Raw genomic sequence first — 24,858 nt, forward strand, 5'->3', positions numbered from 1 at the left:
TAGCACTTTACCCCTCCCTCGCTTTGTCCTCCTGGCCGACCATGATCGAACGGACTCCCCTATTTCCACATGTGATTGAGCTCAATCACCAGGCGCGCAGACGGATTAGCTGCTGCGTGTATCTGATCTACGACGAGAGTGATTGGCTCCTATTGGACATTGGCTATGAGGACGCCGTCGATGAGTGTATCGAATTAATCCGCCAACTTGACTTCCCGTTCAGCAAGTGCCAAACCCTGGTCGCATCCCATGCCGATGTGGACCATATCCAAGGATTATCTAAGGCGAAGCAGATTCTCAAGACGACAGTTACTTGCCATCCTCTGTCGGCCAAGCACTTGGAGTCGGGTGACAAGCTGGCTACCTTCGCCGAGATCGCGGCCCAGGACATCCATATGGCGATGCCTGCGGTTGAAGTGGATCACCAAGTGAATGACGGTGATATCATCAAACTTGGTGGCCTGGAACTGGAAGTTTGGCACACACCGGGGCACACTGATGGCCAGCTCTCCCTACGACTGGGAAATCTGCTCCTGTCTGGCGACAATCTTTTCCGTGACGGCTGCGTGGGAGCGATTGATGCCCACCATGGCAGCAGCATTTCTGATTTTATCGCTTCGCTAACCCGAATTCGCGAGAGTGATGTCGAGTGGCTGCTCCCTAGTCATGGGCCAGCCTTTCGCAAAGAAAATGCGATGATCGACAAAACGATTTCCCGGCTGGAAGGCTATCTGCACATGGCCGACTTCGGCACCTGCGCCCTCGACTGGCCCCTGATGGACGATTGGGAAAAAGAATTGGTGGCGGGAAAGCAGCCGAGGTAGAGGGATGACCAATCCTATTCTTGCCCTAAAACAGCTCGAATCTCTCAAACGCGAATTCGACTCACAATCGGCGCAACAAAAGAAAACTTGCCTCGATGCGCTCAAATCGGCTCATCTCAAGAGCGCCGATCAGATCGCCCGACTTCACGAAGTGCTTTGCTTCATGCAGGCCTGGCCCGACAACGAGGCAATTCTATCCTCAGTGGACGCGATGCTAGAGCGTTTCGAACAACGCCCCGATCTGAAGAAACATGCCGATGAGCTTCTCAATAGTGGGATTGCCGGAACTCCCATCAATTTCCGCTTCTATGCTGGCACCACAAAATGGCTGGCTGACCGCTGGCCAGAAAAGTTACACATTGATTGGGAGGATTTCGAGAACGCAGAGAAATTGGAAGGGTATCTGAGTCTCTTGGCCAGCTACAGCGAAACGCCAGGTCTCGATAACATCACGATGGAATTGCCTGAGTGGATCAATCGCCTCAAAGGTCCCCATGAGACGGATGCCCTGTTTGTAATTCGGCGGTTGGCAGTGGTTTTTTTTAATGAGTTTCTTCACGAGCAGCAATGTGATGAGCTAGACATCCCTTTGATTCTCTCTCCGGGCGCTGGTGTCCCCAGCCGCACTTTGGCCAAGCGCGACCATTCTCCTATCCACTATCAGACAGACCCACTAGTACGAACGCGACCTGTTCCTTCGGAAGAGATCCACAGATCTCTCAAGCCTCCCAAACTTATCAATCACGCCGAGGGCACGCGTTTCGTTGACCTCGCTCGATGTGCTATGGTTACACGGCAGCGCGACTTGGATGCTTTTTCCTACGCAGACGCAAACGACGTAAGCGTGCTCGATGACGGAGACTTGCAATTTGTTCTCTGCGGCGTGGTGCCTGAACGCCGGTTTCTGCTGGAATCTCTCTACGGATTTCTGGTACTGAAAAACGGCGTACCTATCAGCTACGGGGCGATCACTAGCTTATTTAACTCTGCCGAAGTCGCCTACACGATCCTTGATAGCTTCCGCGGCAGCGAGTCGGCCCGAATCTATGTGCGCACCCTGGCAATGGTTTACCACGTTTTCGGTTGCGATACTTTCACAATCACTCCCTATCAGCTTGGTGAGGAGAATGACGACGCGCTGAAATCAGGGGCTTGGTGGTTTTACCAGAAACTTGGCTATCTCCCGCGAGACAAGAAATTGAAGAAGCTCATGGAACAGGAGATGTCCACCATGAAGCGGCGACCGAGACATCGATCGTCCCTAGCGGTACTTAAGCAACTGGCGACCGAGAATGTCTTTCTCGACTTGAACAAGCGACGCGACGACGTATTGGGCGTGTTGGATCTTGCTAAAGTAGGATTAAAGATCACTGACCTTTTTGCTAAGCGGTTTGGCTGGGAGCGGGAGCAGGGTGAAAAGGCGTTAGCCGCCGAGGCTGCCAGCACTTTAGGAGTGGCTAGCTTCAGGGGTTGGTCGGCCGGAGAGAAACTCGCATGGCAACGTTGGTCACCAATTGTCGCCCTGCTAGACGACCTCCAACGCTGGCCTACTGCCGATCAGGAAGCGCTAGTACAGATAATAAGAGCCAAAGGAGGCAGACAGGAACTAGATTATCTGCGGGGCTTTGATGGTCTAGTCCGCCTGAGAAAGGCCGTTGAGAAATTGACTGTCTAAAGAAAATGCTGGCAAGCGGTCCAGTGCCATAAAGGTCTGGCTGTGCCAATTCTGACGATTCTACCGGATATTCCCTCAACATCGAGTTTGCAGCATGCCGATTCTAACTCGTAGACAGTAACTAAGCTCGCGGCGAGTGCGCCGTGGCTTCCCGCTTACCCGCACGACGATCGAGGGGGGAATTCGATGGTTCGCCGGATCACATTCGCTATTTGCTGCGCAGGGGCCCTGGCCTGCTGCCTGGCCCAATCCCAGACCGCGTCGGCCCAACAGGCCTACGGACGCTCCTGGGGCCAAACCTACACTACTCAGGATTGGCAACGCTTTTACCACTATCCGTACGTGTACTACCCACAGAATTTCTATGGAAATGAGTACTATCGCAGCGCCGACAGCCTGTACTACCGTTATCCGCCCGAGATGCGGATCCCGGTCTACAACCAGCGCTGGCACAACTACTACCCCAATCGCCGCATGTATCACAGCGGACACCACTTCAATCTTGATGTGTTTTGATTGTGAGTAGCAACGGCTGAGTCGCTGCTTGAATCGAATCATCTCCTGTTACGCCTCGACGCTTGAGAGAGCAATCGCAATGCGGTTTGCTCTCTTAAGTGTTTCTATCGTGAGCTGGGTAGTTTAGCATCTACCACGAATAATGGTTAATTGAAATTACTCGTTGTCAAAGCTAGGCAAAAAGAAGTCGCCCTTTGGGAGCTGGGATGGGTCGACCTAACTCTTTGGCCGTTTCGATCCATTCTTGGATAACTACTTCAGCTGCTGCAAGTGCTTCTTGATAGGTCGCGCCATCCGCGGCACAACTTGGAAGTTCCGGCACTTCGGCAATGAATGACTTGTCTTGATCGCTCCAATAGAGAATCATCTCATAGCGTATATGGGCAGCCATTATTTCAACTCCAATTGATGTTTCAATATTAAGTTTCGCACCTGCTTTACTTGATAAGCTTTCGCCAGCGAACTACGCGGTTGAATATTGAGTATCTCTTCTATTTCCGAATGAGAAAAAATGTGATGAGAACATCGAATTCGATGCATGAAGCCTAAAGAGATCAATAGATTACATAGTTCATCGAATCTAATATTCGGGTCTGAGGTTCCGCTTAATACCTTTTCAAGAACCTACGACGTCTTGCTCATTATAAACGATACCCCTTTGCAACTGGCAACGGCTACTCAATTATAGCATGGCCTGCTAAGAAACTCCTCCCGCCAACCGGCGATACACTTCCACGCCCTTCTCCAGTTCCTCAACTGCGATCCATTCGTCATCAGTGTGTGCCTGGGCAATGCTACCTGGGCCGAAGACGACCGTGGGGATGCCAAGACCGGCGATCACCCAGGCATCAGTCCCGTAGGGGACTCCCACGATATCACTTGGGACCTCTGCACTGCGGGCGACTTTGGCGACCTCTTCGGCCCAAGCTAGGTTCTCGCCAGCTTGAAGCCCGCGACTCAGATTCCAAGGAGGTTCATGTTTGATCTCCTGCTCAGCTGAAATGTGCGCAGCGATATAGTCGATCAATTCTTGATGCGCATCCGCAGGTTCTTCTCCAGGCATGAGCCGACGATCAATCTCAATCACGGCATGGTCCGGCACGACGTTGGCTCCGGTGCCCCCTTGAATCGTGTTGACCGAGACGGTTGGTCTGCCACAGATACAATCCGCTCCACGGCCAGAGAGTGCTTCGGCATCAAACTGGCGAATGGCTGTGATGACCTCGTTCATTGCATAAATGGCATTCTTGCCTCGCTGAGGTTGCGAGGAATGTGCCGCGTGTCCGTGGGTGTGGCATCTCCAGCGGACGATCCCTTTGTGAGCTTTTACAACTTTCAAGTCAGTTGGCTCAGCCACAATAGCTCGTTGCGGCCTGAGAGGCCGAAGCTCATCCAGGGACAGCGTTCCGTGAGTTTTTTCATCAACCTCTGCGGTAACTTCCCATAGGCGGCACAAGGCTTTGGCACCGGTAAACCCGCATTCCTCGTTGATGGCAAATGCGAGGAGCGTAGTCCCCCGACAAGCTTCTTGCTCTGCAGCCAAGGAAATAGCAGCAATCATGGCCGCCATGCTCCCTTTGACATCACAGGCTCCGCGGCCGTAGATGCGACCCTCTCTCTGCTCTGCGGCAAAGGGATCGATCCGCATTCCTTCAATACCAACCGTGTCCTGATGCACTTCCCACAAGGTTACTGGATCGCCGGAGAACGAATTCGATGCGGGGATCAAGGCGACCAGATTCTCTCTTTGGGGATGGACCTCCTGCCTGAGCCACTTCCACCCTTGTCCGGCCACAATCTCCTGCAGGAAATCAGTGAGCTTGGCTTCCCCGCTCCCAGATCCGTCGGCCGACCCAAATACGGGGTTTATGCTTGGGATTCTTAGCAGTTCTCGCAGTAAGTCTTGAGCAGATAGGGACATACGGCTTTTTTCGCTGAAATGGGTATTTTCCTGGGGAAAACGCGTCTATTCTGAAATATTTGCGATTTCAAGAAGAAAATCCGTAAAATCTATTTGATTAACTCCCGCAGCAACGCTAAAATCGGACTAGACGTAGGCTTCCTGCGTTGTTCGCCCTCTGTGGGTTGCTGCCCCACCCACAGGGGGATTTTTTATGCGCATTTTTCACATTCGCGCATTCTCGTTGCAAATGTGGTTGCTTACTTTGCAATTGTATTTCTAAGTTATTTGCCAAAATGAAGCTACAGGCAAGCATGAATTTGCCTTTCGGTCTTTGGCACAAATCTGCGAAACTAAAATTTATCTACTTTGCACTTCTTGATTTCCCGCCAATGTGGGAATGATGGCCGCCCACCCCAATCTGCTCCTACTAACATTGAATGGCTCGCTGTGGCCTTGGCAATTGCTCGATCAGCGATATGGTTTAGAGAGTGCCTGCTGCTCGATGAAATGCCGCAAGCCAATCTCCAATTCACCCGCTAAGCCACCACCCTCCCCATTTGCTCCACAAGAGCCGAGACTCAATCGCCATGTCTGCAGCTAGTATTAATCGTGAACAAGTCGACGGTGCCCTCAAAACCATTGCTGATCCTGAAACAGGCAGACCACTTTGGCAACTCGATCAAATCCGGAATATCTCAGTTCACGGGAATGAGATCGAAATCACAATTGCATTGACCAGCTACTCGGCACCACTTTGGCAGGATACGCGAGAACATATCATTGAGCACTTGCAGAGTTCGCTCCCGGACAAGCCTACCGTTAAGGTGGAAATAGTTCCCTTGGATCGTCCTGCGGAGCCTATTGGCGGTATTGGCCTCACGGCGAAGAGTGTGATCGCCGTGGGATCGGGGAAAGGGGGAGTCGGCAAGAGCACCATTGCGGTAGCTTTGGCATGTGGCCTGCAGCAGTCAGGATGCAAGGTTGGTTTGTTGGATGCCGATGTCTATGGCCCCAGTGTCCCCCACTTGCTAGGGACCACAGAACGCCCCGTTGCAACCGATAAGAAGCTCCAACCGATCGATGTGCAGGGCCTGAAAATGATGAGCATGGGATTGATTGTCCCGCCGGGCGAAGCGGTCGTTTGGCGCGGGCCAATGTTGCACGGAGCGATCACACAGTTTCTTCGTGATACGAACTGGGGGGATCTGGACTATCTGATAATTGACATGCCGCCCGGTACCGGCGATATCTCACTCACACTTTCTCAACTGATCCCACTCACAGGGGCGGTTATTGTTTGCACTCCGCAGGATGTTGCACTCTTGGATGCGGTAAAAGCTGTAGCCATGTTTAATAAAGTGAATATTCCGATTTTGGGCGTCGTCGAAAACATGAGCTATTTTCTTTGCCCCGACAATGGAAAGCGTTACGACATCTTTGGCTCAGGGGGCGCGAGGCGCAAAGCCGAGGAGTTGGGTGTCCCTTTTCTTGGAGAAGTCCCTATTCAAATCAAGATCCGCGAGCGAGGAGATGCTGGGGATTCGTTTGGAAACTTTGCCGACCAAGAGGCGGCTCCCCATTTTCAACGTATCTGCTATAGCCTGACAAAGAACCTGGCTATGCAAAAAGCCGTTAATCCGCCGCTCCCGAGTCTTTCTGTTCTCTGAGTTCTTTCTGTCTCAAGAGCGTGGCCACGCACTGGGGATAACTTGTCTACAGATTATTTCTTTGGCTCAGAGGACCTCGCTACAACTCTTGTGTGAGCAAGACTTTGCACACTGAGTTTGGCTTGCTATCAAGCCAACTTAGGAGTTCGATTTTCAATCAGGATCGGCCATAGTTTGTGCGCACAAAAAGACCGCTCCCCAATAAGGTAGAGAGCGGTCCCATGCGACCTACATCGGTTGACCAGCGGTCACCGATACTCACGAACCGAAGTACTCCAATTACTTCTTCTTCGCGGTCTTTCTTTTCGCCGTTTTCTTTTTGGCGGTTTTCTTCTTGGTAGCCTTCTTCTTTTTAGTACCCTTCTTTTTAGTACCCTTCTTTTTGGCAGTCTTCTTCTTGGCTACCTTCTTCTTGGCTACCTTCTTCTTGGTACCCTTCTTCTTGGTACCCTTCTTCTTGGTACCCTTCTTCTTGGTAGCTTTCTTCTTGGCTACTTTTTTCTTAGTAGCAGCTTTCTTCTTCTTTTTCGCCACAACAAATCCTCCATAACACAAAGGTCAGTGGTAACTTGCTCTATTCAATTCTCAATTGAACACAGAACAATAGTCACCCCGAAAGAAAAACATGTCACCCTTCCAGGGTGTCACGACTTACACACTTAGTTATTGACTTCGTTGTCTCAGCCCAACTGGATGATAAAAAAACAGGCTTGCAAAGCCGACTCGGGCACAGGAAATATAAAAAGTAATATGAATCCTCCTTGCACTCTTGATCGTATTTGTACGAATTCGTCAAAATTGTGCAACACATTTATTGAACTTTTTTTGAAGTTCGAGGATTTTTCTTCTGAATGGAACCGCGATTTAGTATGTCCGCATCGGTTGAACGAGGCAGTCTCATCGCTGCACGACCGAGATCAATAAAGCATGATCCTCGTTCCGTCGAAGAGCTTCACGCGCTTGAACGAATGGGACTCATCGCGTGCTTTGGAATGGTTGTTTGGTGCTGACAAACAGCGCAGATAAAGAGCGAGCGGCAATGAGAACTCTGGCTTGAGAGAAACCGGAAGTGACGCGTCACTTAGTACGAAAAGTTCTCGCCACATCTGCGTCAAGAATCGACGTCGAGGGTGAATGGGGTCTAAGCCATACCAGGCATTTGGCACGGTAAAAATAGTTATTTTTCGAGATCCCGCAAGTTTAAGCAGGCCTTCGTTCAATTCTTGGGCACGTTCCAAAAAGTCCACCAACTTCAGTCGACATTTGGGAAAGAGGAGGCCTCGAAGGACGCGAAATCTCATCTGCGACAACCGCTCAAGCGGGGTGATTGGCAGTGATGTTAGAACTACTTGAGCTTGATGCGATTGCAGCCGAACAACACACGCTGTTACCCATTCAAGAACTGCTTCGGCAGGTGCTTCGTATGCCAAATCGTTCCCCACATCGGTCACAAATGCGATGGTTCGATTGTTGTTCTCGTGCCTCAAAGATTCCCAAATGCCACAAGAAAAAATTTTCGAGAATTTTTTTCCCATAAACCCCGAATCGATGCCATAAGCGCGACCAGGCCCCATTGCCGAATGAATTGAAAGAGGTGTTCCAAACGTAGCGTACGCGCTCGCAACGGCAGTTGGAAAGGATCGTGAAAGGTTGCTGGCGCCCAAAAAGATGACTCGCTGAGGCGCGTTCACAGTCTCAAACTGAGACCATATATGTTGATGCGAGTCCTGATTCAAGGCATTGATGCGCTAGATGTTGTATAGAAATAACACGAAAATATTCTTCACCACGAATCGATTATTTACCACAGACTCGCTCGATAAGCCGTCAAGGTTTGGTAATTCGAATAGGCCAAGTAGCCAAAAAAGATGGCAGTAAACCAAGATTGCCATGAAAACCCCACCAAGATCATCATGATCGCGGCCACCATGGAGATTCGCAGTGAGAGAACGATACCTTGCTGCGCGGAGCCCAACTGACAGACTTCGCGAGCGACTCTGCCGCCATCCAAGGGATAGATTGGCAGTAGGTTCACTGCCCCCCAAAGCAGGTTAATCCACAGTAAATCAAGTAACATTCTGTTGACTTGGGGCGAAGAAAACTCCTCCCAAAAAAGGGTCAAACCGAAGACACTGAACCCTTTCGGGTCAAGAATGTTGCCGCTGGTAAGCTTGGCACCATCGCCAATGAACATGCCAATGCCATGGCCAAGAGTCCGAATGATTAGCATTATTGCGACCGCGAAGAGGAAACCTGCGCACGGTCCTGCGAGAGAAATAAGTATTTGAGAGCGAGTCGAGCGGTCACAGTCTTCGCAGATTGCCAATCCCCCCAAACCATAGAGCACGATTCGCGGTCGTCCTCCAAAATGTTGTTGAAAGATCGCGTGACCCATTTCATGGACGATGATCGACACCACAACCGCAACCATCCAGCTAAGGACAGCAGCGGGGGCCGCGTCGCCTTGCATCCCCATGATGAGGGCCACCAGCCAGAAGAAAGGATGGATGCGAACTGGGATTTCTCCCATTTGAAAATGCAAATCGCCTGGGCTGGGGGGTGGCTCAACCAGAAACATCGGGTGCAGCTCTCAAAGGTTTGAATTCGTCGCAGGTGACCAGAGTGCATCTTATCACGCTGCCGAATTCATTTCGCCTGCGTTCTCGTTCGATTCCCTAAGCAAACGCGAAATATACTCTGCTGCTCGCTGTGAGGCTCCACCGTGGCCAATGCGGGCCTTCAGGTCGGCGAGTCCTTGCACGTTACGCTCATGGTCATCAGCTGACGTGAGCCACTGAACCACATGGTCTGCCAGATCGGCAGTGCAATCTCGACACGTAAGATACTCGGGCATTAACACATGGTTGTCTCGGGAATCCGACTTGTCGTAGTGCCCTGCCCTACGCTCGGCAAAGGGATCTTTGGCCGTAAGTAAGTTCACCAAAGTGATGTACCGTACCTTGCGGAAAACCCGCTGCACTAAGTAGCCCAAACGCGATATCTTATAGAGAATCGCCGTTGGTTTGGTATGAAACAAGAGCTCCAATGACACTGATCCGGAACAAGCCAGGCAGCATCTGGCCGCTTGGATTAATTCCGGGGTTTGGCCGACGTACAGTTCGACATCGACGCCACTTTGATCAATCATCTGTCGAGCCATGTCACGATGCTGTTCTTTGAAGGCAGCGACCGCGAAGCTTACCTGGGGAACTCGCTGGCGGATCAGCTGCGCCGCTTTGAGAAATTCGGGAAGGTTGCCTTTTACTTCCTGGGTGCGCGATCCAGGCAGAATTGTGACTAGAGGGGTATTTTGCGAATTCAGTGACTTGAGGATTTCCTCGTCGGCTTGCTGGGCTTCGAGTTCGTCGAAGAAGGGATGGCCCACAAAGGTCGCCTGGCAACCCCGCTTGCGAAACCACTTCTCCTCAAAGGGGAGTTTGCAGAGTACATGGTCGACGAATCGCCGCATCTTGCTCACACGCCACGAGGCCCAAGCCCACAACTGCGGGGTGCCATAGTAGATGACGGGAATACCATGAGCCTTCGCCCTACGGGCGATGTGCCAGTTGAACCCTGGGTAGTCGATCAGCACGACCGCATCGGGCCGATAGTTACGGAAATATTGATCCGCTGCCGCCAGCAGCCCCAGAAACTTGCCATAGTTTAAAATCACCTGGGCCACCCACATCACGGCCAGTTGAGTTAGGTCGGCATGCAGGTGGCAACCTGCCGCGGCCATCTTGGGCCCGCCGTAGCCAACGAACTCACAATCTGGATCCCGCTCGCGAAGCGCACGGATGAGATTGGCACCATGCAGGTCGCCACTCGGTTCGCCTACGGAAAAGAAGATTTGCATACCACACCCTCGCTGAGAAAAAACGGGGGCGAAGTATGGCAGATTGGGCAAGGGAGGGGAAGTTCAATTCGGCAGGCGAAAAGCCGCGACTGTTGGCCACGAGGCTTGGAAAAAAGTTGAAACGCAGAGTTCGCGGAGACGCAGAGAATTTGTTTGAAACTTTCTTTGCGCCTCAGCGAACTCTGCGTTGAAAAATGATTGAGATTCGCGCGACCTGCGGTCGCGTCTTTATTTGGTGCGTTTCGCTAAGAGCAGTTCCAGATAGCTGCGGCGTTCGACATCGCTGAGGCCCATTTCGTTGGCGAGGTTGGCGAGGACACGATTGGCGGCTGCGACGCGCTCGGCTTCGCTGCGCTCCGCCTCGCGGCTAACGGGAACTGCGATTTCGATTTCTACGAAGGGGCCGAGTTCTTTGATCTGGTCCAGGGCGACTTCGACATCGAAACCGTCTCGCTTGAGATGGCAGGTGATGCGGTGTTTGGTGACGGTGGCAACCGGCTCGAAACTCAAGTGGCGGAGAATCTCTTCGCATGACTGACGGGCTGCGGGGCCGTCGGCGACTCGGACTTCTTCTTCGCGGCGGGTCTTGGTCGTCTGGTCGAGCTTCGGGCCTTTGTAGGTCATGAAATTCTGGTTGCCCACGGTGCGCAAGCGGAACGCCTCATCGGTCTGGGCGAAGTCTCGTTGAGGGTGGCGGTAATAGCAATCAATTTGCTCGACTGGCTCGCCAAGTGTAACGTCCCAGGCACCTAACGCAGCAACGGTAGGAGCATGACTGGCGACACGATACTTTTGCTCGACTTCGATGTGCATGATGGAGTCTCTGGCAACGCCCAGGGGTTGGCTGGGTTCTTTTTGCTGGCCTGGGCGTTGGCGTTGGTCAGGTGAGGTATTGCGACTTGTCATAACGCTGCCCCGGTTTGATCCGCTCGGCGACTTGCTCGGCATCAACGGCAAACAACGGGCTGATTTCCACATCGACCCCGGGGGCAACCACGGCACCGGCGGCAGTGAGCCAGTGCCGATGCTGGTCGAGCATCATCTGCTGAACATATTCGGGAGTGTCGATCTCGGCACCAGGGGCGTTCTTAAGCGGTGCGAAACATTCTTCTTCGCGGTACTCAACAACCAGAGGACGTTCTGCTGCCGGGAGCAAATCGAAAATGAATCTCTCAAACTTCAAGGCATTCGGCATGTCGGGGGTCATTTGTGACCCGTCAGCTGCAATAAATGGAACCTTCTTGCGAGCGACGTGAAACGGCAGCATGTCGGTTTTCTGCAGTGCCCGTTCAAATAGGCTTCGCTCGAAGACATGAATCGCGAGACTTCCTGCCCACAACTTCAGTTTTCCCTCTGCATCACAAAGTTTGGCAACCTCGTCGGGTAAATCGCTGTATTCGATTACGTGCATGTGGCCATCGATCATTGCAAAATTGCCCCACTTCTCCATGGCATGTTTCTTCTGCACAGTGAGCGAGGTCAACTCGGACTTGGCTAACAAATGGTGACCGATCAAGAGTGGATCGCAAATGGGGACCAGAGGGTTGTCGATCTGCAGGTAAAAGAGTTGATCGATGGCGCGACTCTGCATGTGTTTCAGTGCCGCGCTCTTATCCAAGGCGGCCACGGTTCCTCCATGACCGTCGGGACTGAGAAAGAGTTGATCTTTCTCCGCCAGCAGTAGCTTACCCGTTTCAATATCTACCGATGGCATGGTCCCCTGGCAGAACACGAACAGATCGTCCGCAGAGAGACCAAATCGATCATTTTCGTCTAGAAAGCGAATTGTATCGTCATGCGTAGCAGGACTGGTCATCAAGTAGAGAGGAATAGCCACCCCATAACGCTGGGCGCTTGCCCGTATTTTCTCGATGTGAATCTGCAATAGGCTGGCCGAGGAAATCGGACCGATGGGGTACAAACTCTTGGGAAGTTCAAATCCTAGGCGACTCCCCTGCCCTCCTGCGGTAATCATCACACCCACTTTTCCGGCGCGAAGTGCTTCGATGCCCCGGTCGATGGCAGCCTGATTGCGAGTGCCCGTCTGCTCGTGCAGGCGGACTGCTGGAGGTGGCTCAGCAATGCGAGAAAGCTCGGCCCAATCGGGCTGATCGACTTCACCGCGAAAGAGGGAGTCGATTTGGCCGAGATCCACCGCTTCGATCTGCTGGGCCAATGCCTGCCGCTGGGAGGAGGATAGTTCTTCCCAAAAATCGAGTAAATGCTCCTGACCAAATGGTTTGAGCCGGTCGACTAGGTCTTGCTTTTCAATCGACTGTTTCGCCATTCAAAAAATCCACTGTTGCACCCAGGCATAAGCCAGCAGGCACAATGCCGGAAACAAGAGGAAAATGATTCCGTAGGTAAAAAGAGAGGTCCAAATATGACGGGGCCAACGTGCCATCTGACATTCGCAACTGATGTAGTAGCTGAAAAACAGCCATTATCGAATCCGGGACCGCAATTGGCTAGGCCCGACCACAGTCATGCCCGCGTAGGCGGGAAATCAGGGTGACAATCGGGTCGGTGCCTATTGGATTCCCGCCTGCGCGGGAAAGACGAAAAGGACCACCAGTTGCCTTAGGGCACACTCTCTGAATATACTGGCAGATTCGGGTCCGCGACCGGCAAATCCCAGTCAAACATTGTACTAGGGGTATGTGCCTTGGTGTGCATCATTTTCTGCCACTATGGGGGTCGGTGCGGTCATGGGTGTTTCAAATATTTAGGAGCTTTCTCGTGGCATCAGGCAAATATCTATTTACTAGCGAAGCGGTCAGCATGGGGCATCCCGACAAGTTGGCTGACCAAATCTCTGACGGCGTACTTGACGCACTGTTTGCACAAGACCCATTTAGCCGCGTTGCTTGCGAGACGATGGTCACTACTGGCCTGTGCGTGATCGCAGGGGAAGTGACAACCACAGCCACTGTCGATATGCAGGAAGTCGTTCGCCAAGTTGTCCGCGAGGTTGGCTATACCGAAGCCGACATGGGGATCAGTGCTGACCATTGTGCCGTAATGGTGGCCCTGCACGAGCAATCCCCTGATATTGCAATGGGAGTCGATGACGACGCCACCAAGGGCAAGGACGTTGGTGCTGGCGACCAGGGCTTGATGTTTGGATATGCCTGCAACGACACTCCTGAACTGATGCCACTGCCGATCGCTTTGTCGCATCGGATTCTCAATCGGTTGACCGAAGCACGCCAGAAAAAAGAAGTTGATTGGCTGCGGCCTGATAGCAAGAGCCAAGTCACCGTGGAATACGATGGCAATACCCCCGTGCGGATCGACACGGTGGTGGTTTCCACGCAGCACGGCCCCAATGTGAAGAACGAAGAAATTCGCAAATTCATCATCGATAAAGTCATCAAGCCTGAACTACCCAAGGAATTGGTCGACGACGACATCATCTTCCACATCAACCCGACCGGTCGGTTTGTGGTCGGCGGACCCCACGGTGACTGCGGGCTCACGGGGCGAAAGATTATAGTCGACACCTACGGCGGCTGGGGACGGCACGGTGGCGGTGCTTTCAGTGGCAAGGATCCCACTAAGGTCGACCGTAGTGCGGCCTACATGGCTCGCTATGTGGCCAAGAATATCGTGGCGGCGGGTCTGGCAGAACGCTGCGAAGTGCAACTGGCTTATGCAATCGGTGTTTCTGAGCCGGTAAGTATTTATGTCGATACCGAAGGGACTGGAACCATCGATGACTCACGTATTTGCGAGCTGGTCGAACAGTTTTTCCCGTTGACACCGGCAGGGATTATCGAGCACTTGGACCTGCGCCGCCCCATTTACCGCAAGACAGCGGCAGGGGGACATTTTGGCCGCAGCGAACCTGAATTCACTTGGGAGAAGACCGACATGGCGAGCAAGTTGACAGCTTCTGCCAAAGAGACGGCTGTCGCTGCCAAGTAAGTTCGTGAGCGTGGGCTCAGGACCGGAGGCATGTGTGCGTCCGGCTTGGGAATTGGGCAGAGGGATCTGGGTAGGGTAAGTGCTGTTGGTTGCGTGGGTTGTTGTGCGGTAAAGTTAGAACGGTCATTCTATCTTGCCATCACCCATGGTCCTCCACGATGTCGCTTTCCGCTAGTGAATCATGGCCAGCTTTACAGCACACTGCGAAATGGTCGCGTTCGCAGACGCTGGCCTCCGCTGTTTTGGCGGTGCTCGGCTTGCTTGTCTTATTGGGCGTGCTGTTGGTAGTGCGGAGATTGGGTGGGGCTTTTACTGCCGACTTGCCCCGGAGCGCGCTCTTGTTGACAGCTGTCGTATCAACGGCCATCGCCGGGTCTGCACGCGTTGTCTGGCGACAAATATTTCCTCACCAGTTTGAAACTGGCTATAGCTTTTCGTGGGGTGACCAGCTAGTGGGCTGGGGTTCTTCCCTCGCACTGGTGATGATCATGGTGGGGTGTAGTTTTCCTGGCGAGAAACTCAGCGATTGGTTGATCTGGCTCCCACTTCTGGTGATCGATCTATTTTGGAGGCAAGACTTTTTCGACGATGGGCACCCTGAATACCAGGCGGGGCTATACCTGGATGATGTAGTCGAAACTGAAATTGACTTGCTTGACAGCCAATCGGTCGGCGCGGCGACTAATTCATTGGAACAGCCGGAATGCACACAGCAGATTTTCCGAGTTCGTGAGGCCGATGGCCAGGAAGCGATCTATGCGACTCTGCAGTCTGAATTTCAGGCCGGGCAACGCTACGCGACAGCTTACGTCGGGTTTTGTCCGCCACTCCCTTTCCGTCCTGCAATCGAAGTCGATCAGACAGGTGGCCCCGCTGCCGACATAAAAATCGTCCAAACTCTGTCCCACGGGGCACGCTTCGACCTGAAACTGGCAATTGCTGCAGAGTGCTCCACACAGGTGACAATCGATCTGGCGGCTCGCAGCCCGAAATCAACTGGCAGCTAGCCCTCGCTTGAGGGTCAGTTTTCAATTCACGTTGTTCGTGGCGTGGGGTCGCAGTATAATCCGCGCGGAGTGGAAATTAGGTGGTTTACCGAGTTGAGCGAAACAATTGGGGTACCCTCATTGTCAGGAGCGACGAATCCCGTGAACTTGCGTATCGGTCTGGGCGAGGATTCCCACCGGCTTACGCCAGGTGGCCCTTTGCGGCTCGGAGGGATCGACATTCCACACGACAAACATGCGGTGGGTCACAGCGATGCAGATGCTCTCTTGCATGCGGTCACCGATGCACTGCTGGGAGCGGCGGGATTGGTCGACATTGGCGAAATGTTTCCTAATACTGCCGAGGAGAATCGTGGCCGTGATTCAGCCCAGATGCTGCAATTGGCATACGATGCAGTCCAGAAAGAGGGCTATCATGTCGTCAATCTCGATTGTGTCGTAGCTGCCGAAGAACCGAAACTAGCACCCTACAAGCAGTCGATTCGGCAACGAATAGCAGAACTCCTGGCAGTCACTCCCCAACAAATCAACATGAAAGCCAAAACCGGCGAGGGGGTTGGTCCCGTCGGCGAGCAATCGATTATTCAGGCACGCTGCGTGGCGTTGCTACAAAAGCATTAACTCCGATGACTCGTAGAGTCACCGCCCACACAACGATAGATTTCCCATGAGCACCATGACAGAAACGAAGTTACAAGCCCCCGCGCTCTCCGAGCCGCACCCTACTTTGCATGTGTACAATACGCTATCCAAGAAGAAAGAACCTTTTCGCACGGTCGAGCCAGGGAAGGTAAGTATCTATTTGTGTGGACCGACGGTCTACGACAAGGCCCACATCGGCCACATGGTTGGTCCCGTTATTTTTGATTGCATCAAACGCTATTTGCGCTACTGTGGCTACGAAGTCACTTGGGTTGTCAACATTACTGATGTCGATGACAAGCTGATCAAGAAGGCTAACGAGCGCGGGATCACCATGCTTGAGGTGGCCGAGGAGAACATCGCCGATTACAACTTCAATCTTCAAGCCCTGGGTGTTGACACAATCGACCACTTCCCACGGGCAACCGATTGCATGGACGAAATCATTGAATTGATCGATTCGTTGGTCGAACAAGGATTTGCGTACGAATCTCAAGGGGACGTTTACTTCGAGGTCTCCAAGGATCGTGGCTATGGCAAGCTCAGTAATCGCAATGTTGAGCAGATGCAGGGAGAAGGGGGCGAGACTGCGGTGCTGAAACGTGGTCCAGCCGACTTTGCCCTCTGGAAGACTGCCAAGCCAGGCGAACCCTCGTGGGAGAGTCCGTGGGGCAAAGGGAGACCCGGTTGGCATATCGAGTGTTCCGCTATGAGCCGTAAGTTGCTCGGTGAGACGTTTGATATCCATGGCGGGGGACTGGACCTGGTGTTCCCCCACCATGAAAACGAGATCGCCCAAAGCGAATGCTGCCACAGCAAGCCGATGGTCACCTATTGGGCTCACAATGGACTCTTAAGAGCATCGAGCGCCGCCGGCAAAGTTGGTGGCCGAGGTGAGCGGGAAGGCGAGGTCGCATCAGCAACCGGCGAAGAAGCCGTCAGCGGCAAGATGAGCCGTTCCAAAGGGGCCGGTGGCCTCGCGCAGCTCATTGAACGTCAGGGTGGAGAGCGAATTCGTTTCTTCCTACTTCGCACGCACTATCGCAGCACAGTCCTGTTCAACGAACCTGCAATCGAAGAAGCAGGAAGCGGACTTGATGGATTTTATCGTCTTTTCAAACGATACGCGCGAATCACGGGGAAGGATTTTTATGAACTGGTCGCGCCACTCACTCGCGAAGAGGGCGAAATCAATGCGGACAGCAATCCCGTTCTCGCGGCCGCAACCAATTGCCGGAAGAAGTTCCTCACAGCTATGGATGACGACTTCAATACCGGCGGAGCGATTGGCGAATTGTTCGAGCTGGCCAAAATCATCAACAAACATTGCGACGACAGCCAACTAGAAGGGACGGGCCAGCAGGATACCCCTGCGATCGCGACGTTGGAGCGATCGCTTATCACGTTAAAAGAGCTGACGAGTATCTTGGGGCTGTTTGGTAGTGCGGTCGCTAAGCCGCAAACGGAAGGAGAGGGAGCGCTTCTCGGGGAGGTAATGCAATTGGTTATAGACTTGCGAGCTGAGTCTCGCGCAAAGAAAAACTTTGCCACCGCCGATGCAATCCGTGATGGCGTCGGTCCGATAGGCATCGTGCTAGAAGATAGGGCCGGAGGAACGGAGTGGTCGGGAGGAGGGGCGGACGCCTTGGAAGCCGTGATGCGGCTTCTGATCGAGCTTCGCCAGACTGCCCGTGCCACCAAAGATTTTGCCACTTCCGATGCAATTCGCGATCGACTGGCTGCACTGGGAGTTACTTTAGAAGACCGGGCAGGCGGGACGGAGTGGACGAAGGCGTAATTCGTTCGGTGTCGCATTCATCCCGGATCGCTGAAGAGACCTCGGCCGAAAACTTACTTTAATACTTATGCGAATCCTTGGCGTTGATCCTGGACTGAATACCACCGGTTATGGTTTGTTGGAGATCGTTGATCGTCGGCCTCAACTCGTGGAGGCGGGGATTATCCGCAGCAAGCCATCAGGATCGCTGCCGGAGAGAATTCAAGAAATCTACGATGGTCTAACCGAAACGCTCGAATCCTTGCGGCCTGACGTCTTGGCGCTTGAAAAACTCTATGCTCATTACGACCGCCCCACGACGGCGATCCTGATGGGACACGCCCGCGGAGTAATCTGTCTGGCCGCGGCGGAGCATGGGATCGAAGTCGAAGACTATGCCGCTACTCAAGTCAAGAAGACACTTACTGGAAACGGTCGCGCTCCTAAAACGCAGATGCAACTGGCAATCCAGCGCGAACTGAACTTGGCCACGCTCCCTGAGCCTGCCGACGTGGCTGATGCGTTGGCCATCGCATTTTGCCACTATTGTGTGGCGAGGGCACAACACGTTGCCAGATCGGTTTCGGACGACTAGGATTGGCCTCCTATGATCACAAAAATTACCGGCAAACCTCTGACTGTCTCAGGCGATATCCTAACCCTGTCTGTGGGGGCCTTCGAATACGAAGTGCTGATTCCTGAGTTTGCTCGACGGCACTTGCAGGAAAAGATAGGCAAGGAAACGAGCCTGCACACGATCGAGTATCTGGAAGGGAATCCCATGCAGGGCCGGATGACGCCGCGGCTGATTGGGTTTTTGAGCGGTATCGAACGGGAGTTCTTCGAACTTTTTTGCCAGGTCGATGGAGTCGGGGTCCGCAAGGCGCTGCGGGCTATGGTTCGTCCCGTTCAAGATGTGGCGCAACTGATCGAAGACCAAGATGCGAAGGGGCTCAGCACGCTACCGGGCGTGGGTCCAGCAACGGCAGAACGAATTATTGCTAAGCTGAGGCGAAAGGTGCCGAAGTTTGCCCTGCTCGTAGGGCGAGATATTCCTGCAAGTGCCGACGTTCCTCGCGACGTAGTAAGCGAAGCCTACGATGTATTAAGAGCGCTGGGTCACAGCGAATCACACGCACGGCGCCTGCTGGACGAAGCCCTTGAACGCAAGAAAAAGTATAAAGACGTTGAAGAACTCCTGCACGCAGTTTACGAACAGCGCCAGTCCTGATTCTGTCCAATCAGAGTAGCTCGTTTAGTTCTTTACAAGACTCAAGCCGTCGTTGCATCGCCCGCCGAATCAGTATTTGGCGCAGTGGCGTCTACGTCAACTGGTTCTACTTTGTTTCGTCCCTTGCCGGTCACATAGGCCGCTAATGCAGCAACACCCATATAGACGAAGTCAATGTTGGATACGGTGTCTTTCGTGGGTTTCTCAAGCCGCATCGCTTTGGTTGGCCCGGCAGCAGGAATTGCTACAGGCTCTTCCTCGGCAACTACTTCTCCCACAGCGACTTCATCTCCTTCGGCATCCTCGGCTTCTACCACCACGGCAGCCACATTGGCGACATTCTTTACCTGATTAATATTCTGCATCACCTTGGCATAGACAACCCGGCCACCCACAATCGCCGTCAAGGCTAGTATCGCAGCCAATGCCGCTCGGCCCGTACTTTCTCTCGCAGAAGGGCCAGCGGCCGCGTTGACGCATAGTCCGGTTACGAGTCCCACCGCAATGGCGAGCCATCCCATCTCATGCTTCGTGGCAAATTCCAAATAGAACCAAACAGCCGCACTAGCCGCCGCACCGATTAAACCGCTGATTAGAACTCGCATCATCTGCCCTCCGCAAGATGTATTTCTGCCGCTGAGAAGACTACGGGCCTCGATGAGCTCGCGGCAGCAATCTCTATGTTAGCCATAACCAGTACCCCGCGCCAAGCATTACCGGCAGGCAATTTCGATGAATCTCTCCCTAGTTTCCCCGACAATCTCTAGTTCCAATTCACCAAGTAGGCGAGTTTTTTTCGTTAAACGATGGTGTCGACGGTCCCAAACCGACGTGATTACAATAAGCTGCAGGCAGATAAGAAAACTCCTTCCCCCGTTCTCGATTTATTCTGACATCTATGTTTAGCATTCTTGAACGGCTGCTTGTGTTTCCTGCTCCACCGGTGAACGAAGATGACTGGGACGTCCCCGACTTGCCATTTGAGGATATCTACTTCCGTGCCGAAGATGGCACGCGACTGCACGGCTGGTTCGTGCCGCATCCGGAGCCCAAGGCTGTCGTCCTCTATTGCCATGGCAATGGCGAATATGTTGCCCAACTTGCCAATCGACTTCGAGTGCTTCGCGAACGAATTGGTGTGACGGTGTTCGCTTGGGACTATCGCGGCTACGGGCATAGCGAGGGTCGACCGCACGAAAAGAATGTCATCGCCGACGCCCGAGTGGCTCATTTGTGGCTCGCTGAGAGAACGGGGGTCAGCCCAGCCGACATCGTACTGATAGGCCGCTCGCTGGGAGGAGCTGTCGCGGTTGAATTGGCCGCCGAGTACCATGTCCGTGGTCTGGCACTCGACCGTACGTTCGCTTCGCTCGTCGACGCAGCGGCTCACAATTACCCTTGGTTGCCTGTCCGCTGGCTTATGCAGAATAAGTTTTCGTCACTTGAGCGGATCAAGCATTATCATGGGCCGCTTCTGCAGACCCATGGCACGGCCGACTCCATCGTGCCGTTCGCCATGGGCAAGCAGTTGTTCGACGCGGCCCCCGGCAAAAACAAGCGATTCATCGAAGTCCCCGATGGCGACCATAGTGGCCCACTACCTGATTACTGTTATGAAGCGTTGGTAGAATTTATCGATTCACTTGAACCGGTGGGCAACGCATATCGGTAGCGCTGAGAACCTATGAGTCAATCTCCCGCCGAACGAAGTACGTCGAGTACCTCCCACAAGTCAGTTGCAAAAGCCGGTGTCAGAATCATACGAATTGTATTGCTCGCCTATTTGGGGTTTTGTCTGCTACTCATGATCATGGAGAGTCGCCTCATCTACTTGCCTCCTCCGCCAAGCGATTCTCGAAGTGAAGCTCAAGAATTAGGAGCCGAGGAGGTGTGGCTTCGTTCCGAAGATCAAACCAAACTACACGGTTGGTATTTCCCCAAGAGCGGCTCAACAAGGGCACTCATTTATTTTCATGGCAATGGAGAAGATGCTGATCAGAACCTTGAACTAGGAGCCTATCTCCGGGAGTGCTTGAATGCTGCGGTACTTGTTTTCGACTATCGTGGCTACGGTCACAGCGAAGGCTCACCTTCCGAAGAAGGAATTATTAGCGACGCGATAGCCACACAGCAATGGCTAGCAGAGAAGACTGATCTCAACCCTAGCGAAATGATCCTTTTTGGCCGTTCCTTGGGAGGTGGCGTGGCAGTGGCTGCTGCCGAGAAACTCGGAGCAAAGGCTCTAATACTCCATAGTACATTTGCCAACATGGACGACATCGCGGCGAGTCAGTATCCCTTTGTTCCCGTTCGATTATTGATGAGGAATCCCTTTCGTTCGCAGCAACGGATTAAGCAATACGGCGGACCAGTGCTCCAGTTTCACGGCACAGCAGATGAGCTGATTCCAATCGAATTCGCCCGACCACTTATTGCCGCTGTAACCAATGAAAATAAGAAGTTTATCGAACTTCCTAACGGCCATCACAACGACCCCTTGACTGCGGATTTCTGCGAAGTCGTCAGTAACTTCCTTACGACAATCGATGCTGAAAATCGAGATTAAAGCTGTTCTTGCCATCTCACACGCTGACCATCGTCTCTGGCATCTCTCGCAGAAACAGATATACCATCACTGCCAAGCCGATAACGTCGGTCATCAAGTTGTCGGCGGCAGAAGCAGTCCCTGCCAGAGCGCTGATGTAGATGAACGTCGCAGCAGTCAGCAATGAAATTCCCAGTAAGAAAGTCGCTGTCAGGCTGATCATTTCATTCCCATTAGTCCGCAGGCTGCGCAGTTCGTGGAAGAACTGGTACATCACCAGTGCGAAAATGATCGTTCCCGCCATGGAGTAATCGGCCAAGTCGGGCAGCACTATTGCAGCGTCGTAGAAGCCGTGAGCGAAGACCAGCACACCAAACATGGCCAATGCCTGTGGAGCCTGATTGCGAAAATCCAGGCAGGCGCGATACACCGCAAGTCCAATCAAACCTGTGAGAGCGATGTGAAAGGGGTTGGCCGTGAGAAAGCGGCCCAGAGTTGCGCTGCCTCGGCTAGCGGTGAGATAGTTCATGTTCTCAATGATGGCGAATCCCAAACCGACGCAGCCCGAAAGAATTAGTGCTGCCGCTTCGTCTCGCTTGCGGACAAATATCGGAAGTAGCGGCAGCAAACAGAGGAGCTTGGCCAGTTCTTCACGAAGCCCTACTCCCAACACGAAGAAGCGCAATCCTGGCAAGAGTTCGGCGCTAATGTCGAGATGCCATCGAAACTCCTGCCAGAGCGAGAAGAATCGTGTCGGCCAGATGCTGAGTATCCCTAGCGAGACTGCGACCATTGCCCCCCAGAGCCGCCAGTCGCGAAATTTGTGCGCCCGGAGTGCTTGCAGGAGGAAAACAAGCCAGCAGCAACCCGCGAAGAGTGCCAAGGCGATGACACCCAGACTCAAATCAACGAACATTAGCCGCGGGATCGCCCACCAGACTTGCCACCACTCGCCCTGGCTGGCCAGTTCTTCGAGTCGGTCATGCTTACTGGTGTCAACAGTACTGCTGGAGAACCCTTGTCCCTCGGCGAGCGACTGGGCGAGCCAGCCAAGAACTACTCCCGCCGCAACGATTCCGATCACCATCCGCCACAGGTAGGCGGGATCACGGGATTTCAATCGCGAATAGTGCTGCCAATTCATACCAGGGATTATCGCATTTCGCGGTTTCCTCGCAAACACGCGATTTGTTATATTGTTGGACCTAGCATACAAGTGTTCACATTTTGAATGAGACGTTATGGCTCGCGAACCGATTCTCTCCGCCGAAGATACTGCTCCCCCGGAAGTTGCGCCCGCCATAGATCCGCAGCAACGCGAGGAAGACGTCGCTCTGCGGCCGAAGCGGATGGAGGACATGGTCGGGCAGCGAGAGGTCTACGAGCGGCTCAAGATCGCCGTGGATGCGGCCCTGATTCGCGGCGAACCTTTGGGACATGTCTTGCTCGATGGCCCCCCGGGTCTGGGCAAAACGACTTTCGCTACTTGTATCCCCCGCGCGCTAGATGTCTCGCTGCAAATTGCCAGTGGTGCCACGCTCGCAGCACCTAAGGACCTGCTGCCTTATCTGACGAACGCCGAGGAAGGCTCGATACTGTTTATTGACGAAATCCATCGCCTGCCTAAGGCTGTCGAGGAATTTATGTATCCGGCCATGGAGGACTTTCGTGTTGACATCACACTGGGCGAAGGGGTCTCAGCGCGTACAGTGAACATGTCGCTACGACCATTTACGCTCATCGGTGCTACCACTCGCAGCGGCATGCTATCGGCCCCGCTGCGAGATCGTTTCCAGGTCCGCGAACATCTAGAGTTCTACAGCGAAGATGAACTGAGCGAGATCGTCCGCCGCAACGCGGCCAAACTCCGTATCGAGATCGATGATGCTTCTGCTGAAAAAATCGCCTCATGTAGTCGAGGAACCCCGCGAGTAGCCAATAATCGGCTGCGCTGGGTGCGCGACTACGCCACCAGTCGCGCTGACGGAAAGATCACGCTCGACGTCGCCCAGACCGCGCTAAAGATGCTCGGCATCGACCACATGGGCCTCGACGTTCAGGATCGCAAGTACCTGGAGACTATCCTGCGGGTATTCCACGGTGGACCAGTTGGCGTGGAAGCCGTAGCCCACACCCTGAATACGGCCACCGACACTCTCACTGACGAAGTGGAACCGTTTCTCTTGCGTGCCGAGCTGGTAGTTCGTTCTCCGCGGGGCCGCAAACTGACCGCCGCCGCCTATCACCACTTAGGCGTAACCCCACCAGTCGATTTCCGCAGCGCCTTCGCCGAGCCGATCGACGCGGAGCAAGAACGGCTTTTTGAGTAGGGCGGCTTGCCGCTGAGCGGCATTTGGCCGAGCAAGCTGCTTATCTACTTAACTACCTGGCAACGACAAATTTACTAACCTGCTTGGTTTCGCATGTTTCGCATTCCTAGAAAAAGGTGCGATACGCCATGTAACAGCTGATCGTGGCGAGGAGGGCGACGTAAATCCACTTGAGCAATCGCTCGGGAGCTTTGGAGGCCGTCTTTGAGCCAAGCGGGGCGATGGCCATCACGAGCGGGGCAATGACAGCAAAGGCGATGCCGTTGATGTAGCCGAGTGAATAAGGGGCGAGCCCAGGAGCGCCCCATCCGTGGATGGCCGCTCCAATCGCGCCGCCCGTGCCGATGACGATTCCTGTCGCGGAGGAGATTGCGATGGATTTCTTGATTGGATAGTGAAACGCGCAGAGATAGGGAACCGTAAATGTACCTCCTCCGAGGCCAAGCCAAACTGACAACATGCCGATCACAAAGCCGCCGCCAACTTTGACGGAGCTTGGCGGTTCTCCTTCGCCTCTCGTTTCAGAAGCACTTTTGACAGCCACATAGATTGCGCTGGCGAACAGATAAAGGGTGAAGATGACCTGAAGGTCGTGAGTCCGGAGCAGCTGAATTGTGAGCGCCCCCGTCACTGTCCCAAGCAGGATCCAAGGCATCCAAGACCGGAGCATGCGAGCATCGAGATTTCCAAGCTTATAATGCGTTTTCGTGGCCATAATCGCCGCAGGCACGACGAGTGCAAGACAAGTACCGACAGCAGAGTGCATCACAACGTCTTGGCTCACCCCCATATGGGGAAAAAGTGCCAGAAATGTGGGAACGAGGATGGCTCCCCCGCCAATTCCAAAAAGCCCACCTGCAAATCCCGCGACAAGACCGGCTACCACGATGGCGATAAGATGTACGATCAGTTGCTCGGTCATGAGGAGTTTCGTTATTAAACTTGGGATGCGTGTTCA

Annotated in this window: 24 protein-coding genes; 13 read left to right on the forward strand and 11 right to left on the reverse strand. The window is 53.5% G+C overall.

Features of this window, described 5'->3' with window-relative positions; translation table 11 throughout:
• Positions 1 to 41: 41 nt before the first annotated feature.
• The 3 genes from Pla144_RS20945 (at position 42) to Pla144_RS20955 (ending at position 3,015) form a co-directional block, all read left to right on the forward strand.
• A complete protein-coding gene (locus tag Pla144_RS20945; protein ID WP_146452653.1) occupies positions 42 to 824 on the forward strand; it encodes an MBL fold metallo-hydrolase in 783 nt (260 codons plus the stop codon).
• Positions 825 to 828: 4 nt separating this feature from the next.
• The gene (locus Pla144_RS20950; RefSeq protein ID WP_146452654.1) at positions 829 to 2,499 is read left to right on the forward strand and encodes a hypothetical protein; all 1,671 of its coding nucleotides are present in this window, start codon (positions 829 to 831) and stop codon (positions 2,497 to 2,499) included.
• Between the two features lie 186 nt (positions 2,500 to 2,685).
• On the forward strand, positions 2,686 to 3,015 hold the full coding sequence (locus Pla144_RS20955) for a calmodulin-binding protein (RefSeq protein ID WP_146452655.1): 330 nt from the start codon (positions 2,686 to 2,688) through the stop codon (positions 3,013 to 3,015).
• A 172-nt stretch (positions 3,016 to 3,187) separates the two neighbouring features.
• On the opposite strand, the gene Pla144_RS20960 is transcribed toward Pla144_RS20955, so the two are convergent.
• Both Pla144_RS20960 and Pla144_RS20970 read right to left on the reverse strand, forming a co-directional pair.
• On the reverse strand, positions 3,188 to 3,406 hold the full coding sequence (locus Pla144_RS20960) for a type II toxin-antitoxin system HicB family antitoxin (protein ID WP_146452656.1): 219 nt from the start codon (positions 3,404 to 3,406) through the stop codon (positions 3,188 to 3,190).
• Between the two features lie 306 nt (positions 3,407 to 3,712).
• Complete coding sequence (locus tag Pla144_RS20970; protein ID WP_146452657.1) at positions 3,713 to 4,936, reverse strand: M20 family metallopeptidase; 1,224 nt, start codon at positions 4,934 to 4,936, stop codon at positions 3,713 to 3,715.
• 569 nt (positions 4,937 to 5,505) lie between these two features.
• On the opposite strand from Pla144_RS20970, the gene Pla144_RS20975 reads away from it, so the two are divergent.
• Entirely contained in the window at positions 5,506 to 6,585 is a 1,080-nt protein-coding gene (locus tag Pla144_RS20975; RefSeq protein WP_146452658.1) for an Mrp/NBP35 family ATP-binding protein, read from the forward strand.
• Positions 6,586 to 6,864: 279 nt separating this feature from the next.
• On the opposite strand, the gene Pla144_RS24835 is transcribed toward Pla144_RS20975, so the two are convergent.
• The 6 genes from Pla144_RS24835 to Pla144_RS21005 all read right to left on the reverse strand — a co-directional run bounded on the left by Pla144_RS24835 (position 6,865) and on the right by Pla144_RS21005 (position 12,728).
• Positions 6,865 to 7,119, reverse strand: coding sequence for a hypothetical protein (locus Pla144_RS24835; RefSeq protein WP_197530882.1), 255 nt, complete (start codon positions 7,117 to 7,119; stop codon positions 6,865 to 6,867).
• Positions 7,120 to 7,502: 383 nt separating this feature from the next.
• Positions 7,503 to 8,072 (reverse strand): hypothetical protein, encoded by a 570-nt coding sequence (locus tag Pla144_RS20985; protein ID WP_197530883.1) that lies wholly within the window; start codon positions 8,070 to 8,072, stop codon positions 7,503 to 7,505.
• 314 nt (positions 8,073 to 8,386) lie between these two features.
• The gene (locus tag Pla144_RS20990; RefSeq protein WP_146452660.1) at positions 8,387 to 9,163 is read right to left on the reverse strand and encodes a site-2 protease family protein; all 777 of its coding nucleotides are present in this window, start codon (positions 9,161 to 9,163) and stop codon (positions 8,387 to 8,389) included.
• A 54-nt stretch (positions 9,164 to 9,217) separates the two neighbouring features.
• Positions 9,218 to 10,441, reverse strand: coding sequence for a lipid-A-disaccharide synthase (gene lpxB / locus Pla144_RS20995; protein ID WP_146452661.1), 1,224 nt, complete (start codon positions 10,439 to 10,441; stop codon positions 9,218 to 9,220).
• 228 nt (positions 10,442 to 10,669) lie between these two features.
• Positions 10,670 to 11,347: a class IV adenylate cyclase gene (gene cyaB, locus Pla144_RS21000; protein WP_197530884.1), complete on the reverse strand. Its 678-nt coding sequence runs from the start codon at positions 11,345 to 11,347 to the stop codon at positions 10,670 to 10,672.
• A complete protein-coding gene (locus Pla144_RS21005; RefSeq protein ID WP_146452663.1) occupies positions 11,322 to 12,728 on the reverse strand; it encodes a UTP--glucose-1-phosphate uridylyltransferase in 1,407 nt (468 codons plus the stop codon). The genes cyaB and Pla144_RS21005 overlap by 26 nt, the downstream gene beginning before the upstream one ends.
• Before the next feature lie 452 nt (positions 12,729 to 13,180).
• On the opposite strand from Pla144_RS21005, the gene metK reads away from it, so the two are divergent.
• The 6 genes from metK (at position 13,181) to ruvA (ending at position 19,025) form a co-directional block, all read left to right on the forward strand.
• A complete protein-coding gene (metK, locus tag Pla144_RS21010) occupies positions 13,181 to 14,368 on the forward strand; it encodes a methionine adenosyltransferase (RefSeq protein ID WP_197530885.1) in 1,188 nt (395 codons plus the stop codon).
• Positions 14,369 to 14,526: 158 nt separating this feature from the next.
• The gene (locus Pla144_RS21015; RefSeq protein ID WP_146452665.1) at positions 14,527 to 15,375 is read left to right on the forward strand and encodes a hypothetical protein; all 849 of its coding nucleotides are present in this window, start codon (positions 14,527 to 14,529) and stop codon (positions 15,373 to 15,375) included.
• Between the two features lie 141 nt (positions 15,376 to 15,516).
• Entirely contained in the window at positions 15,517 to 15,996 is a 480-nt protein-coding gene (gene ispF, locus Pla144_RS21020) for a 2-C-methyl-D-erythritol 2,4-cyclodiphosphate synthase (protein ID WP_197530886.1), read from the forward strand.
• A gap of 46 nt (positions 15,997 to 16,042) precedes the next feature.
• Positions 16,043 to 17,815, forward strand: a complete 1,773-nt coding sequence (gene cysS, locus Pla144_RS21025; RefSeq protein WP_231936478.1) for a cysteine--tRNA ligase — start codon at positions 16,043 to 16,045, stop codon at positions 17,813 to 17,815.
• 67 nt (positions 17,816 to 17,882) lie between these two features.
• Complete coding sequence (ruvC, locus tag Pla144_RS21030) at positions 17,883 to 18,389, forward strand: crossover junction endodeoxyribonuclease RuvC (protein ID WP_146452666.1); 507 nt, start codon at positions 17,883 to 17,885, stop codon at positions 18,387 to 18,389.
• Positions 18,390 to 18,401: 12 nt separating this feature from the next.
• The gene (gene ruvA, locus Pla144_RS21035; protein ID WP_146452667.1) at positions 18,402 to 19,025 is read left to right on the forward strand and encodes a Holliday junction branch migration protein RuvA; all 624 of its coding nucleotides are present in this window, start codon (positions 18,402 to 18,404) and stop codon (positions 19,023 to 19,025) included.
• A 41-nt stretch (positions 19,026 to 19,066) separates the two neighbouring features.
• Here ruvA and Pla144_RS21040 read toward each other — a convergent pair whose 3' ends face one another.
• The gene (locus Pla144_RS21040) at positions 19,067 to 19,633 is read right to left on the reverse strand and encodes a hypothetical protein (protein ID WP_146452668.1); all 567 of its coding nucleotides are present in this window, start codon (positions 19,631 to 19,633) and stop codon (positions 19,067 to 19,069) included.
• 290 nt (positions 19,634 to 19,923) lie between these two features.
• Between Pla144_RS21040 and Pla144_RS21045 the strand changes: the two genes are divergently transcribed.
• Both Pla144_RS21045 and Pla144_RS21050 read left to right on the forward strand, forming a co-directional pair.
• Entirely contained in the window at positions 19,924 to 20,697 is a 774-nt protein-coding gene (locus Pla144_RS21045) for an alpha/beta hydrolase (protein WP_146452669.1), read from the forward strand.
• A 12-nt stretch (positions 20,698 to 20,709) separates the two neighbouring features.
• On the forward strand, positions 20,710 to 21,591 hold the full coding sequence (locus Pla144_RS21050; protein ID WP_146452670.1) for an alpha/beta hydrolase: 882 nt from the start codon (positions 20,710 to 20,712) through the stop codon (positions 21,589 to 21,591).
• A 16-nt stretch (positions 21,592 to 21,607) separates the two neighbouring features.
• On the opposite strand, the gene Pla144_RS21055 is transcribed toward Pla144_RS21050, so the two are convergent.
• Positions 21,608 to 22,714 carry a PrsW family glutamic-type intramembrane protease gene (locus Pla144_RS21055; protein ID WP_197530887.1) on the reverse strand — a complete coding sequence of 369 codons (1,107 nt, stop codon included), beginning with the start codon at positions 22,712 to 22,714 and terminating at the stop codon, positions 21,608 to 21,610.
• A 97-nt stretch (positions 22,715 to 22,811) separates the two neighbouring features.
• On the opposite strand from Pla144_RS21055, the gene ruvB reads away from it, so the two are divergent.
• On the forward strand, positions 22,812 to 23,900 hold the full coding sequence (gene ruvB, locus Pla144_RS21060) for a Holliday junction branch migration DNA helicase RuvB (protein WP_146452672.1): 1,089 nt from the start codon (positions 22,812 to 22,814) through the stop codon (positions 23,898 to 23,900).
• A 106-nt stretch (positions 23,901 to 24,006) separates the two neighbouring features.
• Here ruvB and Pla144_RS21065 read toward each other — a convergent pair whose 3' ends face one another.
• Positions 24,007 to 24,822: a sulfite exporter TauE/SafE family protein gene (locus tag Pla144_RS21065; RefSeq protein WP_146452673.1), complete on the reverse strand. Its 816-nt coding sequence runs from the start codon at positions 24,820 to 24,822 to the stop codon at positions 24,007 to 24,009.
• Positions 24,823 to 24,858 lie beyond the last annotated feature (36 nt).

Source organism: Bythopirellula polymerisocia (assembly GCF_007860015.1).
Lineage (GTDB): Bacteria > Planctomycetota > Planctomycetia > Pirellulales > Lacipirellulaceae > Bythopirellula > Bythopirellula polymerisocia.